The organism is Bradyrhizobium sp. JHI2711, assembly GCF_056156565.1.
The window spans coordinates 190,648-206,293 of the sequence record NZ_JBPZPT010000001.1; the positions used below are offsets into that span (position 1 = coordinate 190,648).

The window sequence follows — 15,646 nt, forward strand, 5'->3', positions numbered from 1 at the left end:
GCCCCCGGGCGTTTCCTCTTGGATCGATCGTTCTGGTATCCGTGGTCTCGGTACCAGTGGTTTTGCGGGGCCTTAGGCGTGGCCCTTGATCTCGTAATGACCCGGCACGCATTTGTAGCGCTCGAGGCGCCAGTTCGCGTGATAGATCGGATGCTCACCCATCCACTTCGCGAGAGGCGCTTGTGCGCCGATCGCGCACTGCATTAGCGAAATCTCGGGTGTCATGTTGCTGTCTGTCACGATTTCCTCGACACAACTGCCTGAGCTGGCTGCGCCAAGCCGGCAAAGCACGGCAACGACGGTCACGAACATTCCTATCACCTCGTTGGTTGTTTCTGACCACGAAGAGGATGCAAGCGGAGTGCCAGAGCCTGTGACACGCAAACAACACGCTGGCCTGGCCGACTCAATCCAGCGTCCACCCCCATTTGGCGATTCGGATTGTAGAAAAATTGCCATTAACCCGAAGCCGGACAAATACGGGGAATCCGCTGGAAAATACTCAGGAATGATCGATTATCCGGGCCGTGTCGCCTATGAGCCACTTCACAAGGCCCGCGCGCAACATCGCGCGTAGTCCGCCCGCCGAAATTACCGAAGGCGAAGAGGGCAGCGCACGGCTTTTACCCGCGGATGTCGCGCTGCTACAGTTTTGCGCGCGCCGCGGTCAGCGGCGCCGTGACCAAGAAACACACCGACAAGGGGAGGGACCGAAGTCCCATGAAGGATTTTGCTGGAAAGATCGCAGTCATCACCGGCGGCGGCACGGGCATGGGGCGCGAGCTCGCGCGGCAGCTCGTGGCCGAGGGCTGCAACGTCGCCATGTGCGACGTCTCGGAGGCCGCGATGGCCGAGACCAAGCGGCTGTGCGAGGCCGAGAAGCTGCCGCAGGGGCTGCGCGTCACGACGCACGTCGCCGACGTCGCGATCGAGGACCATCTGAAGCGTTTTCGCGACGAGCTCGCCGAGCAGCAGCAGACCGACAGGATCCATCTGTTGTTCAACAATGCCGGCATTGGCGGCGGCGGCAGCCTGTTCACCAACACCCGCGAGCAATGGGAGCGCACCTTCAACATCTGCTGGGGCGGCGTCTATCTCGGCGTGCGCACCTTCCTGCCGATGCTGGTGGCCGCGGACGAAGCCCACATCGTCAACACCGCCAGCGTCAACGGCTTCTGGGCCTCGATCGGCATGAACCAGGCGCACACCGCCTACAGTGCGGCCAAATTCGCAGTGAAGGGATTCACCGAAGCGCTGATCAACGATTTGCGCCTGCATGCGCCGCACGTCAAATGCTCGGTGGTGATGCCCGGCCATATCGGCACCTCGATCGTCTCCAACTCGCGCAAGGTGCAGAGCGCCGACGGCTCGGAGCGGCTCAATGCCGATGAGGTCGCGCTGACCCGCAAGCGCATGGTCGCGGCCGGCGTGCCGGATGCCGACGGGATGTCGGACGAGGACATCCAGGCGGCGTTCGCCGAGCGCGCCCGCAGCTTCCTGGAGGATGCGCCGACGACGGCGGCAGAAGCCGCCAAGATCATCCTCGACGGGGTCAAGGCGGAGCGGTGGCGCATTCTGGTCGGCGAGGACGCCAAGCTTCTCGACGAGCGCGTGCGCGCCGCGCCGGAGCAGGCCTATGACCGTGCCTTCTTCGAAAGTATTACGCAGGAGGTCGGCTGGCGGCTTGGTTGAGGCCGCTGCCGGGGCGCCCACCCATCGCACCCGAGGAGGCACGTCAGCGCCGTCTCGAAGGAGAGGCGTGCGCGCACGCCGCCGCTAGGGGTCATATTCTTTAGCGCGCCCAGCAAGGCGCGCCGATATGGCTATGATGGTCGTCATGGCAAGAGATACTTGGACAATTCTAAGTGCCAGCTCCCGCCAATGTTCGTCGCGCACCATGATCTGTTGCAATGTCACGCATCCGTCATGACGTTGTTCAAGCGATGTTGATCTCACATGCCTGTAATGACGCGCGCGCCGGCTTGGTCGGCGACTTGAAATGGTTTAGTCAATCGGGGTAACGCGACGATTAGAGCGTAGCTCCCAATGATGCCCGCATGCCTCTCCGACGACTGGACCTTTTGCCCGGAGCGAGAGGACATTTCAGCTGAGTTCACGCGGCTGCTCGCGGCGGCCCAGGAGGGCGGCGCCACGATCGCGGAATGCCTGATGATCGCGCGGCAGCTGAAGCGCGGCGACGACCGCTCCTGGCACCGCGAGTGGAAGAAGCTGGCGCAGACCAATCGGCAGCGCGCGGAGACCGCGTTCGCGGAGGGCCACCGCGCCAGTGCGCAGCGCAATTGGCTGCGCGCCATGAACTATTATGGTGCCGCAGCGATGCCGCTCGATCCCGCCGACGAGCGCCGCTGGGTCGCCGTGCTGGCCATGCAGGAATGCGCGCGCCGCTATCTCGCCGCGCGCAGCCCGGCCGGCGAGGTGGTGACGATACCCTGGCTCGACGGGCACTCGCTGCAGGGATACTTCCTGCCCGCGCCATCGGGGAAGGAGCCGGCGCCGACCGTGATCTGCATCGGCGAGCCCGGCCACCGCAAGGAAGAATTTCTGTTCAAGCTCGTGCCGCACGCGCGCGAGCGTGGCTTCTCGATGCTGGCGCTCGACCTGTTCGGCGACCAGCGCGACGATTTTCTCGAGGCGCTATTGCGGCGCCAGGATCTCGAGAGCGCGATCCCCGGCGTCATGGATTATCTGGAGATGCGGCAGGACGTCGATTTCGCGCGGGTCGGGATCATCGCCGATGGCTGGGGCTCGTCCTTCGTGGCGCGCGCGGTGCTGCAGGAGCCGCGGCTTGCCGCCGCCGTCTGCGACGGCGGCCTGTGGGATCTGCACGAGCGGGCCTTTTTCGCCAGCCGATTCGCGATGAGCGACGTCAGCATCGTCCCTGTGCCGCATGCGCCGCTGATGGCCTCCAGCGCCGACTGCCCGGTGCTGATCACGCTCGGGGAGGACGGCTGGCTCAAGGCCGACCGGGCGCGTCAGCTCGTCCGGAATTCCCGGCTCGGCAGCTCGGATGTCACGCTGAAAGTGTTCACCGCGGCGGAGACCGGCGCCGCGCAGGCCCATGCCGACAATCCGAGCCTTGCCAACGAATATATATTCGACTGGCTGGAATCGCGGCTCCGTGGCGCGGGGCGGATCTAGCGGCGAGCCGTCAGAGGTCCAGGCTGAGGCGGACGCAGGCCTTTTCCAGCCGGGTCTTCAGCGTCGCGAGCTTGGTGGTGAATTCGGCGAGCTCGGCCTCGTCGAACTCCTGGAAGACGAATTCCTTGATGGTCTTGTACTGCTCGTTGAGGCTCGCCAGGTGCTTCTGCGTTTTCTCGGTCAGGGATAGCCGGACCACGCGCGCGTCGGTCGGCGAGGGGCGGCGGCGCAAAAGGCCCTTCTTCTCCAGCAGCTTGGACTGGGTGGTGACGAAGGACGGATCGACGTGGAGGAGCTTGGACACGACGTTGACCGGAATGCCGTCGTCCTTGTCGAGGTCCGAGATGGCCATCAGGATCAGCCATTGCGGTCCGCTGATGCCGAGCGTCCTCGCCCAGAACTGACGCAGCTCCTCGAGATACATGTTGATCGACGATATCTCCCAGGTGAATCGCCTGATGATATCCAGGTTGCCGATGGTGCGCAGGCGCGCGCCTTCCTTCCTCGTCGCGGACACAGCGTCACTCCCGCAAGCTGATTCTCTTTCCGGCTCATTTTCGGCGGGCATAGTCCACGCAACTCTGCTCTGACGCAAGTGCAGAGCAGGGTAATGGTGTCACGAAAACTACAAATATGACCCGATCAGGCTTTTTGGCTCAACACCGGTGTTGCGTTGCGGCCACAGGGTTAGTGAAACCACAAAGCTGATCTAATAAACTATTTTGATTAACGGAACGGCGCGGGCATATTGATCCCGACGGTGGGGGGTTCTCGATCGTCCCGTTGCAGGTGGTTCGCTCACGTCCCTCGCGAATGCAGGTACGTCCGAAAACGCGAAGCGGCCGAGCGGATTTGATGAAGAGACGGGGATCTGGGGGGCCTCACGGTCCGGTCTCCGTGAAATGAGCAACTTGGAGGTTTTAAATGAAAGTGGTGAAGAGCCTTTTGCTCGGCACTGCGGCGGGACTGATCGCCGTTGGTGGAGCTCAGGCGGCTGATCTTCCGGTCAAGGCCAAGGCAGTCGAATACGTGAAGATCTGCTCGCTCTACGGCGCGGGTTTCTACTACATGCCGGGCACCGATACCTGCATCAAGTTTGGTGGTTACATCCGCGCTGACATGCTTCTCGGCGGCGGCGGCGACTATGGCTTCAGGAACAGCTCGAGCAGTGTGAACGGCGGGTCCAACAACCGTCTGACCAACTACTACTACAGCCGCGCTCGTCTGGACTTCAACATCGATACCCGCACGGCGACCGAATACGGCGTTGTTCGCACCTACGCCGACCTGGTCGTCAGCTACGACTCCACGAACGTCACCGGCAGCAACCCGTCGGCGTTCTCGACCAGTTCGGCCTCGCTCGGTCTCTACCATGCGTTCATCCAGTTCGCGGGCTTCACTTTCGGCCGCACGGTCTCGATCTTCGACGCTCCCTGGCAGAGCTATCCGGCCGGCGGCCCCGATACCCTTCCGGGCGGCTCCAACCACGTCAACGGCGTGAACCAGGTTGCCTACACGGCTGACTTCGGCCAGGGCATCACTGCTTCGTTCGCGCTGCAGGACGAGACCTCGGCGAACAATGGTCAATCGAACCTCTGGAACGTGTCGTCGGGTACGGCGGCGCAGTTCGTGACCGGCGTCTATGGCGCCAGCGCCTGGGGCGGCACGCGCATGCCCGAGGTGATCGGTCAGGTTCGTGTCGACCAGGCCTGGGGTCTGGCGCAGATCTCGGTCGCGGCCCATGAGCTGCATTCAGCCTATTACGGCGCGACTGAAGTCACCGGTCATCCCTCCGACAAGTGGGGCTGGGCCGTGCAGGGCGCCTTGTCGATCAAGAACATCCCGACCGGCGCGGGTGACGTCATCAACCTGCAGGCCGTCTACACCGACGGTGCGACCCGCTACAACTTCCAGAGCCTGTTCCCGCAGAGCTTCTTCATGTTCAGCGGCAGCGGCAACGGCGCGTATCAGAGCACCGGGTTCGCCGGTCTCGCCGACGGCGTGTTCGGAACCGGTACCGGCATCGATACCGTCAAGACCTGGGGCTTCCGTGGCGGCTATACCCACAACTGGAGCCCGAACTGGGCCAGCGCCATCTACGGTGGCTACGCCCAGCTGAAGTACGGCAACACGGGCAAGGCCCTGATCTGCACCAACTTCGCCGCAATCGGGTTGGCCGGTTCGACCTGTAATCCGGACTTCAACTTCGCGGTGGTCGGTGTGAACACCGTGTGGACCCCGGTCAAGGGCCTGGCGTTCACTGCCGACTTGAGCTGGTCGCGTCTGGACCAGAAGTACTCCGGCTTCATCGCGAGCCCGGGCATTGCCAGCGCTGCGAAGCCGGCGGCCGTGTACGAGCTGAAGGACCAAGACTCGGTGAGCATGCTGCTGCGCGCTCAGCGCAACTTCTGATCATCGATCGCGCAAATCGATCGGAGACCCCCGGCGGGAAACTGCCGGGGTTTTTCATGGCAAGAGTTTCGGAAAATCGAATGCCGTTGCGGAACACGAAGGCGAGCCATGCGATTCCGTCGCGTCAAACTTATTTACTTACTTGAGCTACTAAGCTATATCACTGCCAGCCAGATACGAAAGTTGCGGCTCTTAGCTTCATGCTAAGCCTCCAGAAACCTCCGGCGATGCCCCGCCGGAGGTTTTTTGTTGTCCAGATGCCCGCAACGTCAGCCGCGTATCACGCGGGTGCGCGCCGCCGGCCGATAGGCGAGGCGGCTGTGGCCGGCGCAATAGGGCTGGCCGTCCGGCGCCGTGTTGCCGCAGAAGCAGAAATCGGCTGCGCCCGGCGTCGAGATCGGCCAGCGGCAGCGATTCTCCGACAGCTCCAGCAACGAGCAGCGGTTGGCCTCGTCGATTGGGCCGGCAAACACCGGCGCATCGGTCTCGCCATAGATCGAGGCGAGCATCTCGTATTGCAGCCGCGGCACGGCCTTGCGCATCCGCGCCGGCGCCAGGCCTTTGTCCTGGACCTTTCGGTCGTCGACCGTCCGGCCGCGCGTCAGATTGAGCCGCGACAATTTGCCGATCACCGCGTTGCGGCTGACGCCGATGTCGGCGGCGATCTCGCGACAGGAGAGGCCGGCCTCGAAGTGCTGCTTCAGGAGTTCGATTCGTTCGTCGGTCCAGGTCGGTGAGAGAACAGGCATTTGTCGGCGATCCCAGGTTGCAGATGTCGGCCATCCGCGGTCTCGAGATCCGCCCGCCTCACGTACCGGGTGCGCTCACGTCCTGCCATTGTCGCGGATCGACAGAAGACCGTCCTTGATGGCGAGACGGATGCCTTCCTCGATCAATGTCCGTGCGACGCCGGGAACGCTGGTGCCGTGGGTGCCCTGTCTCACCAGCTTCTCCAGATACGCGATGGTCGAGAGCGCCAAGGTTACGGGAATGCGGTCAGTCTCGGCTTTTTCGGTGGCCATGGCCCGAACGCTAGCCTCTTACTCGGGTACATAAAAGTAACGATTAAGACTCTATTTAGGTTCGGGGGTGGAAGTCAAATCAGCGCTGGGGCGGAAGCTCACGTGATTGGAATCGCTTGAGAATCGGACACATCACGACGCGCCGCCGGGAAAACCGGGCTCGGCGTGATGTCGGCAGGTCAGGAAAGGGCGCGGCGGCTCAGCCGTGCACGATCGCCTTTTCGATCATGCAATGGATGCCTTTGGCGCCGTTGACGGTCTGGGTCACCCGGAGATCGGCGGCGAGGCTGCACAGCGTGTAGGCATCCTCGCGCGACAGATTTCGCGTTTCGCCGAGCAGCGCGATCATGTCGCGGAGCGCGCGCACCACGCATTGGTCGAGATCGGGGTCCATCGCCATGGTCATGTAATGCGTCGGCGTCTCGGCGCGGGGGTAGTCTAGCTTCAGGTCCTTGCGCAGCGTCAGGCGGAAGCGGCCCTGCAGCGCGGTCTCGATCGCGGTGACGCAGACCTCGCCGTCGCCCTGCACGCCATGGCCGTCGCCGCAGGAAAACATCGCCCCCGGCACGAACACCGGCAGATACAGCGTCGCACCGGCTCCTAGCTCCTTGTTGTCGAGATTGCCGCCCATCGCGCGCGGGATCAGCGAGGAGATGCGGCCCCAGGCTGGCGGCGGCGATACGCCCATCACGCCGAAGAACGGCTTCAGCGGCAGGTCGAGGCCCCACGGCATGCGGCCGACCATCGTGGTACGGTCGAGCGGAATGTTCAGGATCCGCGTCTCGTGGAAATCGTCGGGCAGGGTGCCGGACAGCGGCTTGATCATGTTCCAGCCCCAATCCTGCCGGAGCTGCACGTCGAGGATCTCGACCGCGAGCACGTCGCCGGGCTCGGCCCCTTCGATCGCGATCGGACCGGTGAGGATGTGGCCCGGCAGCATGCGTTCGCTCCTGGCATGAACCTCGTGCATCTCGGGCGGAATGTGAAACCTGTCGCGATCAGGCAGCATGTCGGGACCGCCGCTGATGGTGTCGACCGTCACCTCGTCGCCGCTGGCCACGGTGAGGACGGGCTCGAGTGCGGCTTCGAAGAAGCCCCAATGGCAGGTTTCGGGGCTGGAATGCAGGTGATGATGGGTCATTTGCCGCGTCCGGTTGGTTTGATCGGTCCGGGCTTGACCCGGCGATCGATCCTCTTTCAAGAAGGATTTCCGAACAAGGCCGTGCCGGCCAAGCCCGCGCATGGCAGGCACGATCATTCCAGCGAGGCTCCTCTGTTTTTCGCTCTCTCCAAGACCATTGGCGTCGCGCTGCTGCCGATCAATCTTCTGGTCGAGCTCGGAATTGTATCTGTCGTGCTGATGGCGACGCGCTTTGCCGCGTTTGGCCGCCGGCTTGCCGTGACCACGCTGGTGCTGCTGGCGCTCGCAGCGTTCTCGCCGCTCGGCAATCTCCTGATCTACCCGCTGGAGTCGCGCTTCCCGGCGTGGGACGCCTCGCGCGGCGCGCCCGACGGCATCATCGTGCTTGGCGGCTCGGTCGACACCGATCTGTCGGCGGCGCATCGCACGCCGGTCGTCGCGCACGCGGCCGATCGTCTGTTTGCGCCGGCCGAGCTTGCGCGCCGCTACCCCAATGCGCGCATCGTCTTCACCGGAGGCTCCGCGAACCTGGTGTCGAGCGAGGCCAGGGAGGCCGACTATTCCGCGCCGATCCTGGAGAATCTCGGCATCGCGAAGGACCGCCTGATCCTCGAGCGTAACTCCCGCAACACCTGGGAGAATGCGATCTTCACCAAGCAATTGGTATCGCCAAAGCCCGGCGAGCGCTGGCTCCTGGTGACGTCGGCCTTCCATATGCCGCGCTCGATGGGAATCTTCCGCAAGGCCGGATTTGACGTCGAGGCCTATCCGGTGGACTGGCGGATGGGGGGACGTGAGGATCTATTCTCCTTCACCAACATGGGCGCGGACGGCTTGAGACGAACCGAAGTTGCGGTGCGCGAGTGGATCGGTCTTACCGCTTACCGTCTGATGGGCAGGATCTCCGAGTTGCTTCCGGGACCGGGCAGGGACTAGAACAAAGCCGCAAAACAAGAATACGCGGCGCACCATCGCCGGCGCGGAGGAAGCCATGCAACAGCAGAGTACGGACAGGATCGACCTTGCTGGCCTCGTCGCCGATCTCAACAGCCTGCTGCGGCTGAAGACGAACGTGATCGGCATGAAGCTGTTCGCGAGCGTCGCAGAAATGGAGGCGATCCCGAAGATCCGCCGCCCGAACGCAATTCACACCACCGATCAGATTGTCAGCATGGCCGCGCGCCTGGGCTGGACCGTCGGCATCACCGCCGACGATCTCGTAGGCGCCCAATGCCGCGCGGTGATCGGTCTTGCGCCGCAGGACGAGAAATGGCTCGCCGGCGAAAACTATGTCGGGGTCTGGCACGGCACGGCGGAGGACGCGCGCAAGCGCCAGGCGGCGCTGGACGTGGTTCCGTTCGGGCACTATCAGGCGCTCGCCGTCAGCCCGCTCGCGAGCGGCCGGCTCGATCCTCCCGATATCTGCCTCGTCTATGCGACGCCGGGGCAGATGATCATCCTGATCAACGGGCTGCAATATACCGGCTACAAGAAGTTCGAATGGGGCGTGGTCGGCGAGACCGCCTGCGCCGATTCATGGGGGCGGGCGCTCAAGACTGGGGAGCCCAGCCTGTCCTTGCCATGCTATGCCGAACGGCGCTATGGCGGCGTGCCGGACGAGGAGATGCTGATGGCATTGAAGCCCTCGCATCTCGCCAAGGCAATCGAGGGCATGAAGGCGCTGGCGAAGAACGGCCTGCGCTATCCGATCCCGCCCTATGGCATTCAAAGCGACGTCCGTGCCGGCATGGGCGTGAGCTACGCGAAGAAGTAAAGGCCGATCATGAGCTCTGCGAAATTCGACATCGTCGTCTACGGCGCGACCGGCTTCACCGGTCAACTCGTCGCCGAATATCTGGCGGCGAGTTACAAGGACGACAAGGCGCTCAAATGGGCGATGGCGGGACGCAGCCTCGACAAGCTGAAATCGGTGCGCGATGCGATCGGCGCGCCGGCCGACACGCCGCTGATCGTGGCGGATGCGTCGGATGCGGCGTCGCTGAAGGCGATGGTGGCGCAAACCAAATCGGTGATCACGACGGTCGGCCCCTACCAGTTCTACGGCGAGGACCTGTTAGCTGCCTGCGTCGCTGCGGGTGTCGATTATTTCGATCTCTGCGGCGAGCCGGTCTGGATGCGGCAGATGATCGACAAGTACGAGGCGGCGGCCAAGGCGAGCGGCGCGCGCATCGTGTTCTCCTGCGGCTATGATTCCGTGCCGTTCGAGCTCGGCACCTTCTTCGTGCAGGAGGAAGCCAGGCGCGTGTTCGGCGCGCCGGCACCGCGCGTGAAGGGCCGCGTGCGCGACATGCGCGGCACGTTGTCAGGCGGCACGGCGGCGAGCGCGAAGGCGACCTTCGACGCCGTCGCCAAAGATCTCAGCCTCGTCGCCATCCTCAACGACCACTTCGCGCTGACGCCTGATTTCACCGGCCCGAAGCAGCCCAAGGGCAACAGGGCGGTCTTCGAGGAGGACCTGCAATCCTGGGCCGCGCCGTTCATGATGGCGCTGATCAACACCCGCAACGTCCATCGCTCCAACATGCTGATGGGCTTTCCCTACGGGAAGGACTTCGTCTACGACGAGATGGTGCTGACTGGCCCCGGCGAGAAGGGTGAGGCCAACGCCAAGCGCGTGATGGCGGCCAATGCCGAGAAGACCGGCCCGAACGCGCCGAAGCCGGGCGAGGGGCCGTCGAAGGAGGAGCGGGAGAACGGCCTGTTCAACCTGCTCTATGTCGCGATCGCCCCCGACGGCCGCATGGTCCGCGCCGGCGTCACCGGCGACCGCGATCCCGGCTACGGCTCGACCTCGAAGATGATCTCCGAATGCGCCATCTGCCTGCTGCGCGATGCGAGCGACGTTCCCGCCGGCTTCTGGACGCCGGGCGCAGCGATGCAGCACAAGCTGATCAAGCGGCTGCAGGACAATGCCGGGCTGACGTTCAAAGTGGAGAGCTAGGTTGGCTCTCGTAGGGTGGGCAAAGGCGCAACGCGCCGTGCCCACCATCTCTCGGTGGTGGGCACGCTGCGCTTTGCCCACCCTACGGCACCGTCTCTGTCACACCGCCCTGGCATCATACGCGTACATGAAGTCCATGCCCTTGGCACCCAGTGGCAGCAGCCATTTCAGCATCTGATTGCGCATCCAGGCGCCGGTGGCGCTGAACTCGCGCTTGTTGTTGCCGTTGCGGCGGGCGATCGCGACGATCTTCTCGGTGCGCGGGCGGCGCTCGGCCTCGAAGGCCTGGAAAGTGGCGCCGAGCTCCTGGCCCTCCTGCATCAGCCGAGCAAATCGCATCGCGTCCTCCAGCGCCAGCGAGGCGCCCTGGCCGGCGTGAGGGCTGGTCGCGTGCGCGGCATCGCCGATCAGAAGCGAACGCTTGCGCGACCAGGTCGGCAGGGTCGCGACGTCGAGCGTGTCGGTGACCACGATGTTCTCGGCCGTTTCGATGATGGCGGGGATCGGATCATGCCAGCCGTGATGGAAGCTGCGCAGATGCTGCTTCAGCGTCGCATGGTCGAGCGCGCGGAACGTCGCCACGTCCATGCCGTGCGCCGGCTGCGTGCTCCACCACATCACGCCGTCTTTTCGATCGGAGCTGCAATAGCCATAGCCGAAGAAGCCGCTCTGTCCGAAGGTCGTTTCGACGTGCTGGCCGATGGATCTGCCGTCAAGCACGGCATGCGGCACGAAGCCGCCGAAGCCGATCAGGCCGGTGTCGAACGGCTGCGGGCCGTCGGGCACGACCTGGCGGCGCACGACCGAGTGCACGCCGTCGGCGCCGATCAGGAAGTCGCCTTCGGCGGTGGTGCCGTCGGCGAAGTAGGCGATGATCGGCTGGTCGCCGCGATCCTCGATCTTGATCAGGCGTTTCTCGAAATAGAGCGAGACAGAGGCGCACCAGGCCTTGTCGATCAGGATCTCGTTCAGCGTGGCGCGCGCGATGTTGACGGCCGGCTGGCCGAAGCGCCGCGCCAGATCGCGGTTGATCGAGCCGAGCTTCTCGCCGCCCTGCGAATAGAAGTTGAAGGCTTCCGCGACCGAGCCGCGGTCGATCAGCTGCTTCGCCAGCCCGATCTCGTCCAGAACATGCATGCCGTTCGGTGCGATCTGCAGGCCGCCGCCGGTCCCTTTCGAATAGGGCCAGGCCTCGTAGATCGCGGATTCGATGCCGGCGCGGCGCAGCAGGATCGCGGCGACGGGGCCGGCGATGCCGGCGCCGATGATCAGCCCCTTGCGGGGACGGTGGGCCATGGCTTGCTCCCGACGTTTCCGTGGTGCTAGGAGAAATTACGGTCACTAATTATCTTAGTGACTAAGATATATATTGCCTAAGAGATGAGGTGGGCCTTGTCAAGGACGAAGGCGCGCGCTGCGCTGCTGCAGGAACTCGAGGACGCCATGCGCAGGTCCTCCGCGCAGGGCGTGCTCTACGGACAGACCGTTGCCAACGTTGCCGGAATTGCCAATTCCGATCTCGAATGCATGGACATCCTGTATCTCGAAGGCCGCGTCACGGCAGGGCGGCTCGCCGAGGTCACCGGCCTGACCACCGGTGCCATCACCGGTGTTGTCGACCGGCTCGAAAAGGCGGGCCTGGTGCGGCGCGAAAGAGACGAGAAGGATCGTCGCAAGGTCTTCATCACGGTCGTGCCGGAGGCGATCGCCGGCCTCGGCCAGTATTACGTGCCGATGCAGCAGGCGATGGAGAACGTCTGCAACGGCTATTCCGACGAGGAATTGCGGCTGCTGCTTCGCTTCTCCAATGAAGCATACAAGGGCACGCTCGCGGCGACCGAGGCACTGAAAGGTCTGCTCGACACGCCGCCCGAAAAGCGGCCGGATCTCAAGCTGAAGAAGCGTCCTCGCCGGACCTGAGCTTGTAGGCTTGCGCGGCTGCGATCATCCCCCACACTGCGCCCAGCATCATCCAGAAGTGCCGCCAGTGGTCGGTGTCGATCACGAAGCTTTCGCCGACGGTGCCGAGGAAGGCGGAAAAGATCGCGAGGTAGGCGCGCTGCCACGGCACACGGATGAAGACGTGGCGGAAACCCATGATGACGGTGGTGAACACCAGCGCGGGATAGCACACGCCGGAGAGCCAGCCGCCGGACATGAAGGCGTTGAGGTAGGAGTTGTGGGTGTCCTCGGGGAAGTAGCGGTTGAATTGCAGTGGACCGATGCCGAACGGCAGATCGAGCGCCATCTCCGCACCCAGGATGTGCCGGCCGAACCGGCCGAAGCGGCCTTCGTCATAGCTCTGGCCGAAGCTCGCGCGCTGCTTGAACATCTCCGCCGTGGAATCGAACGACAGCAGCACGGCGATCAGCGCGAGGCCGAGCACCGCGGCGACGATCGCCATGATGACGATGCGCGAACGTTGCGCATTGGTGTGGCTGGTCAGCACCATCAGCGCCAGCATGAAGGCGGAGGTCAGCACCAGGCCGCCCCAGGCCGCACGCGAGAAGGCGAGCAGGATCGCCAGCGACATGATGCCGAAGGCGATGACGTTGCGGAATGCCTTGGCCAGTTTATCGGAGACCACGCTCTGAAGCGCGAACAGCGCCGGCAGGATCAGGTAGGCGCCGAGCACGTTCGGGTCCTTGAAGGTGCCGCGCGCGCGGCCGTAGAGCGTCAAGAGCTCGTTGCCGCCGGGAACCAGGTGGAAGTAGCCGGCCATCGCCAGCAGCGAGGCAATCATCGCGCCGACCACGAGGCCGCGGCGCAGCATGTCGAGCCGGGCCTCGGTGTCCTCGGAGATGACCATGGCGAAGAACAATACGGTCACCGCCATGTACCAGGAGGTCGCGATCCAGCTCACCACCTCCGTCCGCTCGTACAGCGGAATCGCGCTGATGGTGTAGCCGACATTGAGCAGGATCAGCATCAACAGCAGCGGCATCAGCACGAGACGCAGGCGCAGGCCGGTGGCGAAAAAGGTGACGGTCGCGAGCAGCGTCGCGATCTCGTAAGGGCTCGGCTCGATGAAGACGATGGCGCCAGAGGCGCCGACCAGCCACACCAGCGCGCGCTGCAACGCCAGCACGCCGGGCGCGGCCGTTGCGGCTGCGTTCACTCCACCGGCTGTCGCCGCATACGCCATCACACGCTCATACGCTTACGCAACTCATGCGCCACAACACAGCCGTCATCGCCCGGCTTGACCGGGCGATCCAGTACTCCGCGGCGCCTATCGTGGAAACCACTGGCGCTACGGAGTACTGGATGCCCCGCCTACGCGGGGCATGACAGAGAAACTCAATACGCGTTCTCGTTCTTGGTCAGCAGCGAGATCGGCGTCTTCAGGAGAATGACGAGGTCGAACAGCACCGACCAGTTCTCGATATAATAGAGGTCGAACTCAACGCGCTTCTGGATCTTCTCTTCGTTGTCGATCTCGCCGCGCCAGCCGTTGATCTGGGCCCAACCGGTGATGCCCGGCTTGACGCGGTGGCGGGCGAAATAGCCGTCCACGGCTTCGTCGAACAGCCGGCTCTGCAGCTTGCCCTGCACCGCATGCGGGCGCGGGCCGACCAGCGACAGATTGCCTGAAAACACCACGTTGAAGAGCTGCGGCAGCTCGTCCAGGCTGGTCTTGCGGATGAAGCGGCCGACGCGGGTGACGCGCGGATCGTTCTTGGTCACCACCTTCGAGGCGGTCGGGTCGGCCTGATGGTGGTACATCGAGCGGAACTTGTAGACGTCGATGCGCTCGTTGTTGAAGCCGAACCGCTTCTGTCGGAACAGCACCGGGCCGGGGCTGTCGAGCTTCACGGCGAGCGCAACCAACGCCATCACCGGCAGGGCTGCGAGCAGCGCAAGGCTGCCGACAATACGGTCGAACAGCCATTTCATCACCAGGTCCCAATCGGTGATCGGCGCCTCGAACACGTCGAGCGTCGGCACCTCGCCGAGATAGGAATAGGAGCGGGGCCGGAAGCGCAGCTTGTTGGTGTGCGCGGAGAGGCGGATGTCGACCGGCAGCACCCAGAGCTTCTTCAGCATCTCCAGGATGCGCGTCTCCGCCGAGATCGGCAGCGCGAACAGCACGAGGTCGACGCGGGTGCGGCGGGCGAACTCGACGATGTCGTCGACCTTGCCGAGCTTGCGCGCGCCGGCGCAGGTGTCGAGCGCGCGGCTGTCGTTGCGATCGTCGAACACGCCGAGCACGTGGATGTCGGAATCCTCCTGCGCCTTTAGCGCCTCGACCAGTTGCTCGCCGTTGCTGTCGGAGCCGACGATGATGGTGCGGCGGTCGAGCCGGCCCTGGCGCGCCCAGGCGCGGACCAGCGCGCGCAGCACCAGGCGCTCGGCAATCAACGCGGCGAGTCCGAGGAAGTAGAAGGCGGCGAGCCACAGCCGCGAGATTTCGCTGCCGAACTTGGCGAAGAAGGAGATGCCGATGAAGAGCAGGAAGACGAACGACCAGGACGAGATCATCCGCGTCATCTGCCGGAGCTGACCGCGGAACAGCTGCACCTGATAGATGTCGGCGGCCTGGAAGCAGACCACGGCGGCGATGGCGACGGCGATGACCTCGGCTGGATAGATCCAGCTGAACGCCCCCGCGAGCGGCATGACGTAGCCGAGATAGATTGCGATGCCGACGAGGCTCAGCAGCGCGAAATCGGCAAGGCGCACGAAGCCGGCGATCACGATCGGCGAATAGGCGCGGGCGACCTTCTGGTTGACGACATCGAGCGCGGCAGGCGAGAGCCGGCGACGGCGCTCCACGAAGGGCTGGTCAGCAGGCTTTGCCGCAGCGCTGGCCGCGGCATCGAGCATCGAGCGTGCGTTGAGCGGTTCCACGGGCGTTCACGTCCATTCCAGAACCCGCGGCACGGCATTGCGCGCCCGGGCAAGCATACCCTGGCGCTTCGATTATCGAACAAATCGGAAGATTCTCTA

Annotated in this window: 15 protein-coding genes; 7 read left to right on the plus strand and 8 right to left on the minus strand. The window is 64.2% G+C overall.

What is annotated here, in order from left to right:
• Positions 1 to 72: 72 nt before the first annotated feature.
• Positions 73 to 312, minus strand: a complete 240-nt coding sequence (locus ACTEK7_RS00950; RefSeq protein ID WP_025036674.1) for a hypothetical protein — start codon at positions 310 to 312, stop codon at positions 73 to 75.
• A 408-nt stretch (positions 313 to 720) separates the two neighbouring features.
• Here ACTEK7_RS00950 and ACTEK7_RS00955 point away from each other — a divergent pair, with 408 nt between their 5' ends.
• Both ACTEK7_RS00955 and ACTEK7_RS00960 read left to right on the plus strand, forming a co-directional pair.
• A complete protein-coding gene (locus tag ACTEK7_RS00955) occupies positions 721 to 1,692 on the plus strand; it encodes an SDR family NAD(P)-dependent oxidoreductase (protein ID WP_036025445.1) in 972 nt (323 codons plus the stop codon).
• 354 nt (positions 1,693 to 2,046) lie between these two features.
• Positions 2,047 to 3,159, plus strand: coding sequence for an alpha/beta hydrolase family protein (locus ACTEK7_RS00960; protein WP_036010398.1), 1,113 nt, complete (start codon positions 2,047 to 2,049; stop codon positions 3,157 to 3,159).
• Between the two features lie 10 nt (positions 3,160 to 3,169).
• Here the strand turns inward: ACTEK7_RS00960 and ACTEK7_RS00965 are convergent, their stop codons facing one another.
• Entirely contained in the window at positions 3,170 to 3,676 is a 507-nt protein-coding gene (locus tag ACTEK7_RS00965) for a MarR family winged helix-turn-helix transcriptional regulator (protein WP_036010395.1), read from the minus strand.
• Positions 3,677 to 4,083: 407 nt separating this feature from the next.
• Between ACTEK7_RS00965 and ACTEK7_RS00970 the strand changes: the two genes are divergently transcribed.
• Positions 4,084 to 5,571: a porin gene (locus tag ACTEK7_RS00970; protein WP_036025433.1), complete on the plus strand. Its 1,488-nt coding sequence runs from the start codon at positions 4,084 to 4,086 to the stop codon at positions 5,569 to 5,571.
• Positions 5,572 to 5,840: 269 nt separating this feature from the next.
• On the opposite strand, the gene ACTEK7_RS00975 is transcribed toward ACTEK7_RS00970, so the two are convergent.
• The 3 genes from ACTEK7_RS00975 to ACTEK7_RS00985 form a co-directional block, all read right to left on the minus strand.
• A complete protein-coding gene (locus ACTEK7_RS00975; protein WP_225147196.1) occupies positions 5,841 to 6,320 on the minus strand; it encodes a GcrA family cell cycle regulator in 480 nt (159 codons plus the stop codon).
• 75 nt (positions 6,321 to 6,395) lie between these two features.
• Positions 6,396 to 6,593: a hypothetical protein gene (locus ACTEK7_RS00980; protein WP_024341172.1), complete on the minus strand. Its 198-nt coding sequence runs from the start codon at positions 6,591 to 6,593 to the stop codon at positions 6,396 to 6,398.
• Positions 6,594 to 6,792: 199 nt separating this feature from the next.
• A complete protein-coding gene (locus tag ACTEK7_RS00985) occupies positions 6,793 to 7,734 on the minus strand; it encodes an acetamidase/formamidase family protein (RefSeq protein ID WP_225143247.1) in 942 nt (313 codons plus the stop codon).
• Between the two features lie 168 nt (positions 7,735 to 7,902).
• On the opposite strand from ACTEK7_RS00985, the gene ACTEK7_RS00990 reads away from it, so the two are divergent.
• From ACTEK7_RS00990 to ACTEK7_RS01000, 3 genes are read left to right on the plus strand one after another with little or no spacing between them, the layout of a single operon-like run.
• Positions 7,903 to 8,670: a YdcF family protein gene (locus ACTEK7_RS00990; RefSeq protein ID WP_036010382.1), complete on the plus strand. Its 768-nt coding sequence runs from the start codon at positions 7,903 to 7,905 to the stop codon at positions 8,668 to 8,670.
• Between the two features lie 55 nt (positions 8,671 to 8,725).
• On the plus strand, positions 8,726 to 9,508 hold the full coding sequence (locus ACTEK7_RS00995) for a DUF169 domain-containing protein (RefSeq protein WP_225147195.1): 783 nt from the start codon (positions 8,726 to 8,728) through the stop codon (positions 9,506 to 9,508).
• A 9-nt stretch (positions 9,509 to 9,517) separates the two neighbouring features.
• A complete protein-coding gene (locus ACTEK7_RS01000; RefSeq protein ID WP_225147194.1) occupies positions 9,518 to 10,696 on the plus strand; it encodes a saccharopine dehydrogenase family protein in 1,179 nt (392 codons plus the stop codon).
• A gap of 99 nt (positions 10,697 to 10,795) precedes the next feature.
• On the opposite strand, the gene ACTEK7_RS01005 is transcribed toward ACTEK7_RS01000, so the two are convergent.
• Positions 10,796 to 11,992: an FAD-dependent monooxygenase gene (locus tag ACTEK7_RS01005; protein WP_225147193.1), complete on the minus strand. Its 1,197-nt coding sequence runs from the start codon at positions 11,990 to 11,992 to the stop codon at positions 10,796 to 10,798.
• Between the two features lie 147 nt (positions 11,993 to 12,139).
• Here ACTEK7_RS01005 and ACTEK7_RS01010 point away from each other — a divergent pair, with 147 nt between their 5' ends.
• A complete protein-coding gene (locus tag ACTEK7_RS01010; RefSeq protein ID WP_050995948.1) occupies positions 12,140 to 12,616 on the plus strand; it encodes a MarR family transcriptional regulator in 477 nt (158 codons plus the stop codon).
• On the opposite strand, the gene ACTEK7_RS01015 is transcribed toward ACTEK7_RS01010, so the two are convergent.
• Both ACTEK7_RS01015 and ACTEK7_RS01020 read right to left on the minus strand, forming a co-directional pair.
• Positions 12,585 to 13,841: an O-antigen ligase family protein gene (locus ACTEK7_RS01015; protein WP_225147192.1), complete on the minus strand. Its 1,257-nt coding sequence runs from the start codon at positions 13,839 to 13,841 to the stop codon at positions 12,585 to 12,587. The genes ACTEK7_RS01010 and ACTEK7_RS01015 overlap by 32 nt on opposite strands.
• Before the next feature lie 155 nt (positions 13,842 to 13,996).
• Positions 13,997 to 15,547: an undecaprenyl-phosphate glucose phosphotransferase gene (locus tag ACTEK7_RS01020; RefSeq protein ID WP_036025420.1), complete on the minus strand. Its 1,551-nt coding sequence runs from the start codon at positions 15,545 to 15,547 to the stop codon at positions 13,997 to 13,999.
• Positions 15,548 to 15,646: the final 99 nt, after the last annotated feature.

Excerpts from the sequence above, each read along its gene's own strand:
- ACTEK7_RS00950 (WP_025036674.1), bottom strand. The coding sequence starts at position 312 with ATGTTCGTGACCGTCGTTGCCGTGCTTTGCCGGCTTGGCGCAGCCAGC.
- ACTEK7_RS00955 (WP_036025445.1), top strand. The coding sequence starts at position 721 with ATGAAGGATTTTGCTGGAAAGATCGCAGTCATCACCGGCGGCGGCACG.
- ACTEK7_RS00960 (WP_036010398.1), top strand. The coding sequence starts at position 2,047 with ATGATGCCCGCATGCCTCTCCGACGACTGGACCTTTTGCCCGGAGCGA.
- ACTEK7_RS00970 (WP_036025433.1), top strand. The coding sequence starts at position 4,084 with ATGAAAGTGGTGAAGAGCCTTTTGCTCGGCACTGCGGCGGGACTGATC.
- ACTEK7_RS00975 (WP_225147196.1), bottom strand. The coding sequence starts at position 6,320 with ATGCCTGTTCTCTCACCGACCTGGACCGACGAACGAATCGAACTCCTG.
- ACTEK7_RS00980 (WP_024341172.1), bottom strand. The coding sequence starts at position 6,593 with ATGGCCACCGAAAAAGCCGAGACTGACCGCATTCCCGTAACCTTGGCG.
- ACTEK7_RS00985 (WP_225143247.1), bottom strand. The coding sequence starts at position 7,734 with ATGACCCATCATCACCTGCATTCCAGCCCCGAAACCTGCCATTGGGGC.
- ACTEK7_RS00995 (WP_225147195.1), top strand. The coding sequence starts at position 8,726 with ATGCAACAGCAGAGTACGGACAGGATCGACCTTGCTGGCCTCGTCGCC.
- ACTEK7_RS01000 (WP_225147194.1), top strand. The coding sequence starts at position 9,518 with ATGAGCTCTGCGAAATTCGACATCGTCGTCTACGGCGCGACCGGCTTC.
- ACTEK7_RS01005 (WP_225147193.1), bottom strand. The coding sequence starts at position 11,992 with ATGGCCCACCGTCCCCGCAAGGGGCTGATCATCGGCGCCGGCATCGCC.
- ACTEK7_RS01010 (WP_050995948.1), top strand. The coding sequence starts at position 12,140 with ATGCGCAGGTCCTCCGCGCAGGGCGTGCTCTACGGACAGACCGTTGCC.
- ACTEK7_RS01015 (WP_225147192.1), bottom strand. The coding sequence starts at position 13,841 with ATGGCGTATGCGGCGACAGCCGGTGGAGTGAACGCAGCCGCAACGGCC.